Consider the following 14,087-nt stretch of genomic DNA (forward strand, 5'->3'; position numbering starts at 1 on the left):
TGCCGTGCGGAACCGGACATCAGTCGCACGCCCGGCTCGGTCATCCAGGCTGCCCAAGCACGATATCCGCAGCCCGCGTTCCGCGACGGCCTTCGGCGCGTCCCGGGGCGGGTCGCAGGATCCACTCGCTTTGCAAAGCATCCGGCACGTGACACTCACGTCCCATGAGCAGCTTGCACAACCTGATCGGGACGGTCGCCCGCCGGCGTCACTCGCCGGTCACCGACTACGGCGTCACGCTGCTGTTTGTCGGCGCCATGACGTTCGTTCGATCGCTCGCCCCGGCCTACGTCGCGCCGTTCCTGTTGTACATCCCGGTTCTCCTGCTCGCGAGCCTAGCTTTTGGCTGGGGTCCAGGGACGCTGGCATTATCGTTGTCCACCCTGATCGCCGTGTGGTTCTACGCGCAGGACGGGATACTGGACGGCGTCGACGCTGCCTTGCTGTGTCAGTATGCAGTGGTCGGCGCGACCATCGTCTGCATCTGCCACACCCTGCGCCGGTCCGTCGCGCAGAACGAAGCTACGCTGGGGCGGCTCCACACTGCAAACCACATCCTCGTCGACAGAGAGGCGGCGTTGACCACCGCCAAGGCGACGGCGGAGGCCGCCAAGGAAGCGGCCGAGCAGGCCAACACAGCGAAGAGTGATTTTCTGGCCAACATGAGCCATGAACTCCGCACTCCGCTCTCCGCCATCATCGGCTATAGCGAAATGATGGGCGAGGAGATCTCCGACGGCTGCGCAGCGTCGGACCTTGTGGCCGACATCGGCAAGGTCGAGCGCAATGCCCGTCACCTGCTCGGCCTGATCAACGACGTGCTGGACCTCTCCAAAGTCGAGAGCGGCAAGATGGAGGTCTACGCCGAGGATTTTGCGGTGGAGGACATGCTGCGCGACGTCGCGAGTTCGGTCGCGACACTGGTCGGCAAGAGGGGCAACACGCTGGAACTGGAACTCGCGCTCGGCCTGGGCCGGATGCATTCCGATCTGACGAAGACGCGCCAGGTGCTCTTCAACTTCCTGAGCAATGCCGCGAAGTTCACGGAAAACGGGACCATCACGCTCGCCGCCTCGCGCATGACGGACCTCTCGGGCATCGACCGGATCTCGTTCTCCGTCACCGACGCTGGGATCGGTATGACGGCCGAGCAGGTCTCGCGCCTGTTTCAGCGTTTCGAGCAGGCCGATGCCTCCACGACACGCAACTTCGGGGGGACCGGGCTCGGCCTGTCGCTCACGCGGTCCTTCGCCGACATGCTGGAAGGGACGGTCACGGTCTCCAGCACCCCTGGCCAGGGAAGTACGTTCACGTTCACCGTGCCGGCAACCTTCGTTCCAGCCGTCGACGAGCGAGCCTCGAACGATCCGGACGTCATCGTTGACGACGAGGTGGATGGCGATGTCATCCTGGTCATCGACGACGATCCGGACCAGCTCGCGCTCACGACGCGGTTCCTCCATCGCGAGGGCTTCCGGGTCCAGACAGCCACGAACGGCAGGAGCGGCCTTGACCTAGCCCGAAGGCTGCGGCCGCGCGCCATCGTGCTGGACGTGATGATGCCGGGTGTGGACGGATGGTCGGTGCTGAGCCAGATCAAAGCGGACGCGATGCTTGCGTCGACACCAGTCGTGATGGTGACGTCCGTCGACCAACGCAATCTCGCGGCGTCGCTCGGCGCCTCGGACTACATGCTCAAGCCGGTCGACTGGTCCCGGTTTGGCAAGATCGTGAATCAGTTCAGGCTGTCGGGGACGGACCGGCGCGGCACCGTGCTGCTGGTCGAAGATGAGGCCGTGACCCGCATGGCCATGCGCTCCACCCTCGAGGAGGACGGATGGTCGGTCGTGGAAGCCTCGAACGGTGAAGAAGGCCTGCTGCACGTGGCAGTCACCAAGCCGGACGTGGTCATCGTGGACTTGAACATGCCCATCATGGACGGTTTCGGCTTCCTGGAGGGCGTGCGAGCCGTACCCGGCTGCTCGGACATCCCGGTGATCGTATTGACGGGTCGGGAATTCTCGGCGAACGACCGGAGCAAGCTTCGCGGCGCGAGCCAGATCCTCAATCGTGGCGACCTCGCGTCGGCGAGTCTGGCCGAAAGGCTGAGAGGTCTGACCGCCTGAAAAGGGTGAAGGTGCCGCAGCAGCATCGGCATCGAGCCTAACCCGTAGTCTAATCTGAGGCCATCAGTTCGGAAGCCCGAATGACTGGGCCGCGTCGTAGGCCCTGTGCCCGCTTTTCTGACTCGTTTGCTCCAAAGCGGAATGACGGCTTTCGGCCAGCATCTGCCACCACGACGCGCCCTTCTGAACGTCCAAGACGGGTGGGTTTCTGCCTGTCCGCTTCGGGACGGCGAAAGCATGGAAGCAGACATCGCCGCGGGAACCGCTCGACCCATTGCAGAAGGCCGGAAGGTCCGCTTCCAGGCAGTCCGGTGGGCTGACTTTGGCAGCTCCTGGCCGAAAGCCGTCAGTCTGCTTACTGGCAAGAGATGGCTCAAACCAGACATTCCCGTTTGCGCCAACGTTTTACCGACGCTTGAAAAGCCGACAGGTTTTCCCGACAGAACGGAGGCGGTTTTGAAACGTGCCAACCGGCGCAGAGGTTCTGTCGGGAAAACGATCATTTTCCCGACACCCATACTGACAGGACTTACATCATATTTGTCACAGCAGTGCAGGCGCGGGGCCTGCGAGGCGCCCACCGATTTCGGCGGGGCGTGTCGCAAACCTGGATACGGAGCGCAGAAGGGCGACTACCGTCCCGCTTTCATGCTTTGTTCGCCGCGGGGAGTCCGAAGCAGGTGGCGAGCATCTGGTTCTGCTCGCGTACGGTCCACGCGCCGGCAAAGCCGAAGCCCTTGCGCAGCCACAGCATGGCCTCGAAGCCGCAGATCGTGCGCCGCGCCGTATGGAACGAGCGGAAGCCGCCCACCCGCGGCCTCATATGACGATAGAAGCCCGCCCTGGTGTTCCAGGTGCGGGTTTGATGCGACTGCGCCGACGAGGCCGCACCGCGAGACCGTACATCCGGGTCTCGGTGCTGCTCTTCCGACGCTCAGCCCCCAGCCGATCGCTGACAGCTATCTCGACCATCATGGTTAACGGATCGTTGCCGCCAGTCGACTGCCCCGCGGTGTTGTCGGCCCCGCCGCCCGATCTGATCACGGGTCGGCAGGGTTTGGCTGTCGCTGCACCGGTCGGCGTCGACGTTGTAGGAGATCTCCTGCCGCTCGGCGAGATCGTGCATCCAATCGTGCGTCGGGGAAGTTAATCCGGAGGACCCAGCAATTCTTGGTCCGCGAGGACCCTGCAATGCCAGCTCAGCTTGAAATTTCACCGGAAGACGTTCAGAAATTTTCTACGCTTGCACGGGCTATGATTGATAGGAGGCTTGCTCAAATCCCTAAGAGCTCCAGACCGGAATTTTGGTCCATCATCGCGAATGTCTATGGCCGAGGTCTTACAAGAGAGGCGGTGTCTGCCGACCTACTCCAAGTGCTACCGGATGTAGCGGACGCTACCGAGGGGCCCAACGGCGCCGGGCTGACCGGCCGCTGAAGGGTATTAGCTTCCGATCTGGCCTACGACTCGTTCGATCTTGTCTAGGGCGGCCTTGATCGTTTCGGACTGCTCCTGCAGATCCTCGATCTTTACGTGACCAGGTTTTTCCTTCGTCCACCAAATGCCGTTGTCGATCACCTCTAACAAGCGGCCCAGACGGGCATGCTCGTGCTTGAGTGACGCGATGAAGTCAGTACTGTTTTTCACTGAAATCCCTCCTCTTGACCATCTTTATACAGCATTGAGGGGTAAGAGCGAGGCGCGGGGCTCGGTGCCGCTTCCACGGCGAGGACCGAGGACACGACGTGGCCCGAGGCACAGGATGCCGGAGCACCGTTAGGCGGCCCTCAACGGCGATCCTCGGCCGTGTCACGGATCAGAATATCTGGGCATCTCCGAGTAGCGATGCGGCTCAACTCAGGGCATTTGGATGAGGAGTTGATGTTCCTGAGAACCCCCTCGCATTGAACCGACACCCCCCGTGTCCCTTGCGATGCATCAAACCCAGACGACTCCTCCCGGTGTAGGTGCCGAAGACGTAGACCGGCCCATGACAGGCGCTGCAGCGCTTGGGCTCAGAGCGATGTTGGTTGTGCGCCTGGGCGATGGTGAGCGTCTGCCACTCGCTCGCGACCCGAATTTGGCACGTCAAAGGCTGAGCTGGTTTCATCACTGGACCGTTTCATACAAAGCTGTCTGGACTGAGGCGGACGGGTCGTTCCCGCCGGCTCTGCGCGATTTGGAGCGAAGCCGCTCAGTTGCCCCTCACGGACGGCACGGCGGCTCCCCAGATGAGAGATATGATCACCTTCAAGCCGAACCCTCACAAGCTACGGGTCACGCCATCCTCGAAAGAGCCGGGCCGGTTCGATTGGTCGATCACGCGGGACGATATGGTCGTGCGCCAGTCGGTTCGCTCTTTCGGCTCTGACGGAGCGTCAGAGGCGAACGGCGACGTGGCCTTCCGGGAGATCACCGCTCAGTGGCAGAGGGCTCGCTGAGCCCTGCCATCGAGCCGCACGTCTACCGGGGCGCGCCTCCAGTGGCGTCCCCGTCGTGACCGGGGGGCGGCAGCCTGTTCTTCACGAGGTACTTCACGCCGTGATCGAATGAGGTGTCGTTGTCGCCACGGATGTCGACACTGTAGGCCTGCTCAGGCGCTTTGGATCGCAGGTCCTTCACATAGACGTTGATGTTGAGGATCAGGTTGGAGACCTTCTGGATCTCCCCAGTGATCGCTACGTCCGCGCCGATCTTGCGGGCGAAATCATCGGCGCAGCCGCCGCACGCTCGTAGATCCGCCTTGGCGACATCAGCCTTCACGGGAGCGGTCGAGACGATTTCGTAGCGACCGGTATCCTTGAGTTGCTCGCGCAGAAGATCGCTGATCGGGCCGAGGCGCGCTACGTCGGCTTCTGTCGGCCCTTGCGCCCCAAGATTGGCGAGCTGGAAGTTGAAGACGGCAGCCTTCGGGGGTTCGGCGCGAGCGCCCTGCACGGTGAGTGGCATCGCGACAGTGGCGAGCATCCAGCAGGCGTAGAGCTTCATTGTCGTTCCCTCCGTGATTGATCAGGCAACCCCTGAGCGGTCGCCTTGTCACAGAGGGGGGCTGCCCCGACCGGCGAGCCCGTTCGGAATGTCGGTCGGTCCAAGCCGAGATTGGACGGACCGGCACTCCCCAATGTTCTAAGTGAGGTTCAGACCCCCATCCGAAAGCAGGATCTCTCCGGTAAGGTAATCCGATGCCGCGAGGAGAGCGACGGCTTGCGCGATGTCCTCCGGTTTGGCAGCCCGGCGCATGGGCGATCGCTCCTTCCCGAGCGTCTGAGCGGCGGTCCAATCCGCCGTTAGGGGTGTGTCTACTAACCCAGGGGCGACGGCATTTACCCGGATGTCCGGGGCCAGTGATACGGCCAGCAGACAGGTCATGTGGTTCAGGGCCGCCTTCGACGCGGCATAAGGGATTGATGCGCCCTTAGGTCTGACTCCAGCATGTGAACTGACGTTGACGACACAGGCTGGACGACCTCGCCGGGCGGCATCCCTCAGAGCGGTTTCAGCTTCTGCCACGAGGCGGAACGGCGCCACCACGTTGACCTCGTGCAACTCGTGCCAGACAGCAGGCGATGCGCTCTTCAGGTCGGTATGGGGCAGGTAGCAGTAAGGCGCTTCGTATTCGCAGCAACGTGCTCTCGGTAGCGGGCAATAACCACGTCAGCAGAGCCTCCCTTCATCAAGGTGCCTGAGGCCTCGACGAAGGCGCTGATCTTCTCGCTGACCATCCTTTGTGCCTCCAGTCGCCCTTCAACGCCGCCCCAGGCGAGTTTCACAAGGCGCAGTTCGACGACCTTTTGCGCCTCAAGAGCGAGTAAGGTAACGGCAAATGGGTTGTACATCGCGCACTCCATGCCACACCGTGTTAGAACCAATGTGGCTGAGACAAACAAAAAGGGCGGCCAAAGCGACCGCCCACGTGTTCATTGTGAGATCGAGGAGTATTGCTCGACCTCGAGGTCCGGCGCCTCAGCGCGGACCAGCGGATCCCTGCTGCGTGAGGCCGGAGAAGGTCTTGCTGGCCTCCTCCATGGCGCGCACCGAGGTCTCGGTGATGGCTTTGCAATCCTGAACCATGGACTGCAGCCCCTCACGGACGAGATCGCTCTGGACCACGGAGTACTCCTGCACCGATCTAGCGCGAGCCAGCTTGTTCATGCCGTCGAGGTTGCGCTGCCACTGCTTCTGGCTCAGCTCAAGCCAGATCCGTGAGGTGTCTTGGAAGGCCTGGGTAAGCACGGTCCCGCAGCGAGCGACTGCTTCCATGTTCTGCTTGGACTTTTGAGCCAAGCGCTCGCTACCCTCGCCTGTGTAGCCAAGGGTGCGGGAGAAGCGATCCGTGGCTTCGCGCGCTTGATGGGACGCCGTCTCGACGCCCCTCTGCACGAATTGCTTGGTGTTCTCCGCGGCGCGTTCGTTGAGATCGACGATCTTGTTCACACCCTCGCGCGCGGCATCGGTGAACTGTGCGCTCTGCTCGGTAGATTTATTGATGTTGGCCTTCAGGGCGTCGGCGGCCTTGTCAGTCTGATTGTCTTGCTTGTTCTGAGCGGCGTTATGAACGTTTGTCATCGTGTTTCCCTACCTTATATTTAACAAAATTGTTTCTTATACAAAATTCAGAGATAAATCAGCTCGATAATTCTGATTATTTCTTCTGCCTGTTGCACTGCACCTAAATCGTGCATCCGATCATATAATCAAGACCTGAGATATGGATTTGGTCCGATAAAATTTTGTAGATTTTATGAAAACGAGCTATTTAGATGATTAAGTCACTCGTTGCGTTGCACAATAAAATTTTCGCAGAACGCGACCGAATTCGCGCGAAAGGCTCGGCCCCAGTCTCGCCGCTCTTCATCCTGAGCGCCGTGCCCGAAATTGCACGGTCAAGCCTACGACCCATTTGGTGCGGTTCGCAGACTAGTTCTCTGCACCTCGCCGGTGATGCCTCGGCTGGGCAGCCGCTTGAGGGGCGAGGAGACGGGGGAACTGGAGACCGCAAAGCACCGGCTCACGGCCGCTATAGGCGATGTGATGCGATCCAGTTGGGCGCCAAAACGTCTCCGGCGTCCGTGATGATCCAGGGCTGTGCCTCGCCAGCATCCATTGCTTCAACCGCGGCGACGAGCGCTGCGCGTAAGGTCGAGAAGTGGCGTCCCTTCGCGGTGTGCGCAGGGTTGCGGCTGGACCAGAGGGTGAGTTCAGCGGGCTTGTTGAGGTCGGACGGTGTCATGGATGCACTCCGCTCGATGAGCGGGAGGCCTGTGTTGAGCGTGTCAAGGGCGGGCTACGGCCTGCAGGAAAAGGCGCCCAGCCTACCGCGCGGTCATGTACGCGCGTGGCTTACAAGAAATGGGTGTAAGCGGCTGAAACCTCAAGCCGTCTTGGGCTGCGGTCGGAGCACGCGCACTTCGACCATCTGCCCAGTCAAGGGATTAGGGTTCAGCATGACGGCCAGTCTTTGGTGGGTGTACCAGTAGAACGTCGGCTCATGGCAGCGAGATCAAGCCCTCCCGTGCAATTTCGGACAGTTGGTGAATACTTATTTTGCCCTGGCTTCTGGCTAGATCAGCGCCGCAGCGCTCCAATCCAGGCTTTGACCGGACCCACAACGAACGCCATGTACGCCGCCCACGTCCGCGCCCAGCCACCCATGGGCAGATCGGCATCTGGCCGCGGCGCCATCAGCGCCGCCAGGTAGGCGTCCTCGTGCGGCTTATACTCGTCCAAAGCGTTCCGCTCGCGGCCGGGCTTGCTCATGTGCATCGGCTGTTCGGAGTGCATGAGACCGCCGGCATCGTGCGGGTCGACGCCTGCGGGGCTCTGGTGCTGCCGATCACCGGCCCGGTCCGAGCGATCACGGCCACCGAGATCGCGTTCGGTCACCTCACCCACCGGGAGAAGCCCGGTCAGCCCCAGGGTATCCCGTGGTGGGAGTTCGGCCGGTGATCGCCGCCCGTGACGCCTGGGGGCTGTTCCGCCCCGATCTCGATGAGGTCGAGCACCGGGCTCGCCTTCGCTGCCTGTGTGCTGTCGTCCACCTCCTGGGTGGTCACACGGAGTGGCGGTGGAGAGCCGCAGCCGAGGCGCTGCCTGCTAGGCTAAATACCCACGCTCGCCGCGCCCGCTTCGGCTGCCTGTCTCACGGTAGATCCGTTCCGAAGCGCCATGGCTATCGCGGTCGACGTGGTGTCGACGGCAAGTGCGCGATCCTCTCCGTGGTCGTAGGGGCTATTTTTACCCGAACCCAGCCTTGCGTGAAAGTTGTCTGGGAAGCTCCTATCCATCCGCGTCCTCAGCATATTTGTGGCGTCATGATAGTCGTCTTCGAAATTCCTGGCCTTTGCTGCGGTTTCGCCTACGTAAACACCTGCCTCTTTCTCTTTAGCCATGGCGCTGCTTCTTCGCTCATATTCGCTGCCAAGAAAGAATTGGACAATCTTGGAGATCAGCCAACTGATGATGTTCATTGGGGTATCCTGAGCGAGCAGCGGTGGATGCGCCCTGCCGTAGAAGACAACGCATCCCGCCGGGCTTCGGACCCCAAGGCGCTGTCATTCCCTGCGAAGCTGCGCGCCCGGCGCAGGGCCCTGCGGGCGACCGCACGCCTGCTGATCAGCCCTCGCGGCGCTGAATTTTGTCAGTGGCTCGCAAAAGCCGAGACCGCCCTCACCCGACCCGCAGCCTGAGAGGAACCGATACGCAACGCGGCCCATCGGCACGATGCCTGGACCCGATTGATCGTCGGTTTCGGATGGCCGACCGCGGCTGTCCCGTCCTGGGTCTGCGCGCATCCGAGCGCAGCGGAAAGCGGCGGATGATCTCCGCCCCTTCCTTACACGTCGTTGCCTTTCATGGTGCTTGGTCACGTAGTGGATCGGTGCACGAGGTAGCAGGCCCGCTTGGCGTGTCGTAACGATGGCGGACGGGTAAGGTCCAGCGCCATCCGTGCCGATGCGATCTGGGGCGAGCAGCGGCTGATCCTGGAGCATCTTGCGGAAGAACCGCTTGGCGGCGTCGAGATCCCGGTTGGCGGTGAGTAGGAAGTCGACCGCGGCGCCGTGCTTGTCGATGGCGCGGTACAGGTAGCGCCACTCGCCGCGGACCTTGACGTAGGTTTCGTCGATCCGGACCGATCCGCAGTGCGGCCGACGGAACTGCCGCAGGCGCTTCTCGATCAGCGGCGCGTAGGCCAGTACCCAGCGGTTCAGGGTGGAGTGGTCGACCTCCAGACCACGTTCCAGGAACAGCTCCTCGATGTCGCGATAGCTGAGCGGGTAGCGCAGCTACCAAGAGACCGCCTGCACGATCAGCGCCGCCTCAAAGTGCCGGCCCCGGAAGTCGGCCTTGGCGCGCTGCTTGAGCTTGGCGGCGATGGCAGGCAAGATCATGGGCCGGCTCCGAAGGCGAAGCGGCAAGCTCAGCGGGTATGCCTAACGAGCCGTGAACCTCAGCTCATTCGCGTTTGCGACAGGCCCCACGTGCGCATATCCGACCCGGTCGTAGGCCTCACCCTCACCGGCAGCCTGGAAGAGGGCCTTCCTAGGGCGAACACGGGGTCCCAAGGGGCCACGGAGGCACCACGCCGCTCCGTAAACTGCTCTTATGCGCATGGTCGATCGAAGCCGGTAGTATCCGCTTACGGAATGTCGCTTCAGCCAGCTGAATGGCCAGGTTGGGCGCCAAGCGGAATGTCGGTTTTCGGGCGGCAACCCAATGACGGCTCACCACCCCGAGCCGAAATTTCCGGGCGGCCGACGAGTGTCCGCTTCTGGGGAGCATCGATGTTCGTCCGTACGGCCGCCATGGGTCGTTAGGAGGCTGTCCGCTTTCCCTGCGGCTACTCTCAGAAGCGGACCGGCGGCTTTCGGCCAGCGCCGGTCAAGTCAGCGGGCGCCTCTGAACGGCTGGGATGGGTGGATTTCCGCCGATCTGCTTCTGCGCGACACGGGCATCCGAGCGGACATCTTCCCGACGACCTAGCCCGTCAGAGACGGGTAGTCAGGTTCGTCAACCAGTCTGGCGAGGCGTTGACTAGGACGGTCTCGGCGGCCTTGTCGTACTCCGTGGCGATCATCAGGCCGGTGGCCACGAGGATGGCGCCCAGGGCGACCTTCAGCCTCTTGCCGAGCCCCATCATCTGGTCGCGCCAGCGCATCAGCATCTCGCGGGACAGCGTCCCGAAAACGAGAAGTGGCAGAGCCGCACCTAGGCCGAACAGGAGCATCGTCAGAGCGACGGTGACGAGGTCGCGCCCCTGCGAGGCCAACAGCGAGGCCGCCCCGAGGGTCGGGCCGACGCAGGGAGACCACACCGCCCCGAGCAGCAGCCCGACCCCGGATTGGCCGGCGAGCCCGGCGGTCGAGAAGCCGCCGAACCGGCTCTCGGTCCAGTTGCCCACCGGGCCGGCGGCGACGGCGAGCCAGGTAACCCTCGCGGAGAACGCCATGAACACCGCCTTCATCCTCATGGCGCAGTACGGCGCCAAGGCCGTCATCCCGGTCGAGGACGTGTGCCATGACTACTTCCGGCACCTGACCCCTGCGAACCTCGTGCGGAAGGTGTCAGCCGGCGAGCTGGCGCTGCCGCTGGTTCGGATGGATGTCGGGCCGAAGTGCGCCAAGAGCGTCGCCTTGGTGGATCTGGCAGCCTACCTCGACCGGCAGATGGAGGCCGCTCGCAAGGAATGCTGTCACCTCTGTGGACCTCCGCCTCGGTCGCCGCGTTGATTGACATGTGTTCGGAGTTTCCTATGACCCTGCCCGACCCCACCCGTTTAGCTCTTACGGAAGCCGCTCTCGCATCAGCGGATCGGCTTTGGCGTGAGGAGATGCGCCGGATCTACGGGCCGGATGGGGTGCTAACCTATGGGTACGCGCCGGAAGGGCAGGGCGGCCTCGGTACGTCGCTGCGGCAAAGCTACGAGGCCCGGCGTGTCGCTGTCGCACTCTGGCGCAATGAACGCCATCACCACCGGAACAAGGCGGTAACACCATGCTGACTGGTAGCCTGCTGTGGCTTTTAGGCGTGCCGATCCCTGTCCTGATCCTGATCTGGTTCTTCTTCCTGCGAGGACGATAGGAGAGCGATCAGCATCATGTCCGAGCATGACAAGCCTGCGGGCGAAAGCGTCCAGCCGCCCACTGTACCGATCCGGGGTGTCAACACTCCGGATCCAACGACCGGTAGCGAGCCCGAGAGCGAGGATCTCGTCGAGGACGCTAAGCGCAAGCCTGACGATCCGGACAGGGCAGCCAAAGATGGCTTGGCCTAGGTAGCATTCGGCCGGCGACACGGCATCTCGCCGGCCGCGATCAGCGCACCGGCGATCGCCACCATCCGCCGCCCTTGATGTTGGGCGGCATCGAGGTCCTCCGACCGTGGCGGCTGGTTCTCCTTACCGACGATCGTGGATGCGCCGTAGGGTGAGCCCGCCTCCAGCATCGCCTCGTCGGTGTAGCCTGTCGGCAGGATCACCATGCCCAGATGAGACATCGGAGCGTATAACGACAGCGTAACGACCTCGGAACCGCCGTGCGGCCAGGATGCCGCCGCGAAGGCTCCCCCGACTTTGCCGGCCAGAGCACCCCGCTTCCACTGTGGGCCGAGTTGGTCGAGGAAGTTCTTCACCTCGGTCGCCATTGCCCCGAAGTAGCTCGGCGTGCCGAACAGGATCGCGTCCGCCCATTCAGCATCGTCGTGCGTGGGCGCTTCGTACAGAGCGTTCTGCCGAGCCGCACTCTCGGTCCAGCCGTCGACCTTCGCCATGGCTGCCGTATCGACGACCTCTCGCGCTCTGCGCACGCGCACATCGGCGCCGGCCTCTCGTGCAGCCTCGGCCGCGGCGATCGCAAGCTTTTCGACGCTGCCACTGCGCGAATAGTAGACGATCAGCAGGCGTGTCGGATCGGATGTACGGTCAGCCATTGCGCGCCCCTACGGATTAGCGCTGCGTGCCGCAGGCTGCGGATAAGACGGGTTGCCACCCGGAACAGCGGTGCTGTTGGACGGCGAAGTCGCGCTGCCCTGACCGCTCTCAGTTCCCGTGATCTGCTGGCGTGAGGCGCCTTGGCTCTGGCTCGCATAGTCCGGCGGCGAACTCGCACCCTGCCACATCATGAGCCCGGCCAGCGCTGCCAGCATCAAACCCACGCTGACGATCAGGACGTAGAGCGCCGGCCTGCCGCGCTTGCCTTGGCGACCGTCTTGCCCGGAGAGTTGTTCTGCCACCGATGAACCTCGCTCGCTCGATGATGCGAGCGCGTAGGTGCAACGGGCTGTTGGTATGAGAGGTCCGGCCCTGTGGCGCTATGGCAGTGGGCTCGATTGCGAGCACGTGCCGTGTGCCCCGCGAATTGGTCCGCGGGGCAGTCGGCTTACTTGCCGCTTGGGGCCGCGCCGCTCCCAATGGCGCCAGTGACCGTGCCGCTGCCGGCAGGTGCGCCAGGCGTGCTGACGGGTGGCCGCCCGTGAGTGGGCCGCCTGGCTGCGTCTGCGGCTGCGGCTGCCCCGCGCGAAACCCGCTGTTTCGAAGGGGGTGGGGGCAGAACTGCGGGTCCCACGGCTGCCAGGGAGTTTCGGACGTCATCCTCAAGCCACTCACAGGCTGAGAATAGGCCCACCGCACCACAGAATCGCACCACCGGGCCTGCGGTGCGCGCTGCAGGCGCCTAGTCCGGCCGCTGCGCTCGTGTGGACGGCGAGCGGCCGGCCCAGGCTCCTAAGGGTAAGGTCGGAAATCTGCAGCCGCTGCGGCCAGTGGAACCGGAGAAGGCTGTCGGGGGGCAGTGGGTTGCCCTAACCGCGAGAGCGGACGGTTAGATTCACGGTTGGCGAAATCGCTAGCAGCACATCCGAGATCTGAGGGCTCCGCGCTGGAACCCTAAGGTGGATCTGCAATTAACATACAGCAAAAACCCTGGAGGAACGTCTGATGAAGGTTTCACGCTTAGCCGGCGCAATCGCGCTTTTTGCTTTCACTGCAGGCTCGGCTGTTGCAGCTCCGTGCAACACCGGCGCAACAAAGGCCAAGTCGCCGGACCAGCAGGCATCGAATCCGAAGAGCTCCGATGTCGATAAGTCGAGCCAAAACTTGGCCGGTGGGCAGCAGCCTGCTTCGCCCGGCACCGTTGGCGCTATGAACAACGTGGGCGCAAACCAGAGCACGGGCCAGCAGGCATCGAACACGCCCGCCAAGTCGAACGATACCGATCCGGCGGCCAAGAACCTCGCTGGTGGCCAGCAGCCAGCCTCGCCTGGAACGGTCGGAGCGATGAACAACGCCGCGTCGGCTTCACAGACGACGGGCAAGAGCGGCGACGACTGCTGATCTTTGTTATTGCTGCCTCTGACTTGGAAAGCCCGCCCAGCCCTGCTGAGGCGGGCTTTCTCATGCCCGCAGCTCTCCCAGCGCGAGAAAGCCGGCCAATGCGGCAGGTGCATGAACCACCCGGTACATTGACCGGCTCCCGGAAAACGTTCTGGAGAACGGAGCCCGTGGGCTCGAAGGGGGAACAGCTCGTCGTGCGGAAGGTTCAGCTGCCTCGTAGCTTGCAGTAACAGTGTCGGCACATCGTCGCGCGCAGCAGCGGCTTATTGCGCCGCACCCTATATGCGTCGCAGCGCACAATGGCTTTGGCCTGTGCTGTACGGAGTACCCCATGTCCACCATCAAAGACCGCGCTGCCGCGCGCGTTGCACTCGTGCCTGCAGCTGCTGCACCTAGTTATGCCGGGGCGATGGCGCGGCTGCCGCGTGTGCAGATTACCAAGCGCCGCCCGACAGCAGACCGTGATCTGCCAGCGGTTGGTTCATTCAGTTGAGCAGCGGGCTTGCCTTAACGGGCAGGCCCAATCCCGTCATCGCCGCCGCTTTCTTTCCGATGGGCAATTTGGCCGCCTGTGCCACGCAGCGGTTTCGCCGGACAGGAACATCGCTTGTCCCCAATTCGTTTCCAACGTGAGC

At 63.1% G+C, this 14,087-nt stretch carries 15 protein-coding genes and 3 pseudogenes; 6 read left to right on the forward strand and 12 right to left on the reverse strand.

Features of this window, described 5'->3' with window-relative positions; genetic code table 11:
• The first annotated feature begins 164 nt into the window (after window positions 1–164).
• Entirely contained in the window at window positions 165–2,126 is a 1,962-nt protein-coding gene (locus BLT59_RS26845; RefSeq protein ID WP_091788201.1) for a response regulator, read from the forward strand.
• Window positions 2,127–2,772: 646 nt separating this feature from the next.
• Here the strand turns inward: BLT59_RS26845 and BLT59_RS26850 are convergent.
• Window positions 2,773–2,943, reverse strand: a pseudogene (locus tag BLT59_RS26850) (IS6 family transposase); the annotation flags it as partial.
• A 626-nt stretch (window positions 2,944–3,569) separates the two neighbouring features.
• Window positions 3,570–3,773: a hypothetical protein gene (locus BLT59_RS26855; RefSeq protein WP_091788204.1), complete on the reverse strand. Its 204-nt coding sequence runs from the start codon at window positions 3,771–3,773 to the stop codon at window positions 3,570–3,572.
• A 593-nt stretch (window positions 3,774–4,366) separates the two neighbouring features.
• Here BLT59_RS26855 and BLT59_RS26860 point away from each other — a divergent pair.
• Window positions 4,367–4,567, forward strand: coding sequence for a hypothetical protein (locus tag BLT59_RS26860; RefSeq protein WP_091788207.1), 201 nt, complete (start codon window positions 4,367–4,369; stop codon window positions 4,565–4,567).
• 22 nt (window positions 4,568–4,589) lie between these two features.
• Here BLT59_RS26860 and BLT59_RS26865 read toward each other — a convergent pair whose 3' ends face one another.
• From BLT59_RS26865 to BLT59_RS26890, 5 genes are all read right to left on the reverse strand, one after another.
• Window positions 4,590–5,093, reverse strand: coding sequence for a DUF3280 domain-containing protein (locus BLT59_RS26865; RefSeq protein WP_091788292.1), 504 nt, complete (start codon window positions 5,091–5,093; stop codon window positions 4,590–4,592).
• Between the two features lie 608 nt (window positions 5,094–5,701).
• A complete protein-coding gene (locus BLT59_RS26875) occupies window positions 5,702–5,962 on the reverse strand; it encodes a hypothetical protein (protein ID WP_091788210.1) in 261 nt (86 codons plus the stop codon).
• A 127-nt stretch (window positions 5,963–6,089) separates the two neighbouring features.
• On the reverse strand, window positions 6,090–6,692 hold the full coding sequence (locus BLT59_RS26880; RefSeq protein WP_091788213.1) for a phasin family protein: 603 nt from the start codon (window positions 6,690–6,692) through the stop codon (window positions 6,090–6,092).
• A gap of 451 nt (window positions 6,693–7,143) precedes the next feature.
• Entirely contained in the window at window positions 7,144–7,356 is a 213-nt protein-coding gene (locus tag BLT59_RS26885) for a hypothetical protein (protein WP_091788216.1), read from the reverse strand.
• Between the two features lie 335 nt (window positions 7,357–7,691).
• Window positions 7,692–7,883, reverse strand: coding sequence for a hypothetical protein (locus tag BLT59_RS26890; RefSeq protein ID WP_139174119.1), 192 nt, complete (start codon window positions 7,881–7,883; stop codon window positions 7,692–7,694).
• A gap of 18 nt (window positions 7,884–7,901) precedes the next feature.
• On the opposite strand from BLT59_RS26890, the gene BLT59_RS31515 reads away from it, so the two are divergent.
• Window positions 7,902–8,072, forward strand: a complete 171-nt coding sequence (locus BLT59_RS31515) for a hypothetical protein (RefSeq protein ID WP_175544146.1) — start codon at window positions 7,902–7,904, stop codon at window positions 8,070–8,072.
• Between the two features lie 152 nt (window positions 8,073–8,224).
• Here BLT59_RS31515 and BLT59_RS26895 read toward each other — a convergent pair whose 3' ends face one another.
• The 3 genes and pseudogenes from BLT59_RS26895 to BLT59_RS26905 form a co-directional block, all read right to left on the reverse strand.
• Window positions 8,225–8,593 carry a hypothetical protein gene (locus BLT59_RS26895; RefSeq protein WP_091788222.1) on the reverse strand — a complete coding sequence of 123 codons (369 nt, stop codon included), beginning with the start codon at window positions 8,591–8,593 and terminating at the stop codon, window positions 8,225–8,227.
• Between the two features lie 387 nt (window positions 8,594–8,980).
• A pseudogene (locus BLT59_RS26900) lies at window positions 8,981–9,514 on the reverse strand (IS6 family transposase); the annotation flags it as partial.
• A gap of 596 nt (window positions 9,515–10,110) precedes the next feature.
• Window positions 10,111–10,545 (reverse strand): annotated as a pseudogene (locus BLT59_RS26905) (cytochrome c biogenesis protein CcdA); the annotation flags it as partial.
• A gap of 25 nt (window positions 10,546–10,570) precedes the next feature.
• Between BLT59_RS26905 and BLT59_RS26910 the strand changes: the two are divergent.
• Window positions 10,571–10,852: a pyocin activator PrtN family protein gene (locus BLT59_RS26910; protein ID WP_091788225.1), complete on the forward strand. Its 282-nt coding sequence runs from the start codon at window positions 10,571–10,573 to the stop codon at window positions 10,850–10,852.
• Between the two features lie 541 nt (window positions 10,853–11,393).
• Here the strand turns inward: BLT59_RS26910 and wrbA are convergent.
• Both wrbA and BLT59_RS26925 read right to left on the reverse strand, forming a co-directional pair.
• Window positions 11,394–12,050: an NAD(P)H:quinone oxidoreductase gene (gene wrbA, locus BLT59_RS26920; protein WP_091788231.1), complete on the reverse strand. Its 657-nt coding sequence runs from the start codon at window positions 12,048–12,050 to the stop codon at window positions 11,394–11,396.
• A gap of 9 nt (window positions 12,051–12,059) precedes the next feature.
• Window positions 12,060–12,353, reverse strand: coding sequence for a hypothetical protein (locus BLT59_RS26925; RefSeq protein WP_091788234.1), 294 nt, complete (start codon window positions 12,351–12,353; stop codon window positions 12,060–12,062).
• Window positions 12,354–13,056: 703 nt separating this feature from the next.
• Between BLT59_RS26925 and BLT59_RS26935 the strand changes: the two genes are divergently transcribed.
• Both BLT59_RS26935 and BLT59_RS31520 read left to right on the forward strand, forming a co-directional pair.
• A complete protein-coding gene (locus BLT59_RS26935; protein ID WP_091788240.1) occupies window positions 13,057–13,452 on the forward strand; it encodes an exopolysaccharide production protein YjbE in 396 nt (131 codons plus the stop codon).
• 331 nt (window positions 13,453–13,783) lie between these two features.
• A complete protein-coding gene (locus tag BLT59_RS31520; protein ID WP_175544147.1) occupies window positions 13,784–13,945 on the forward strand; it encodes a hypothetical protein in 162 nt (53 codons plus the stop codon).
• Window positions 13,946–14,087: the final 142 nt, after the last annotated feature.

The sequence above is a fragment of the Methylobacterium sp. UNC378MF genome (genome assembly GCF_900103195.1).
Classification (GTDB): Bacteria; Pseudomonadota; Alphaproteobacteria; order Rhizobiales; family Beijerinckiaceae; genus Methylobacterium.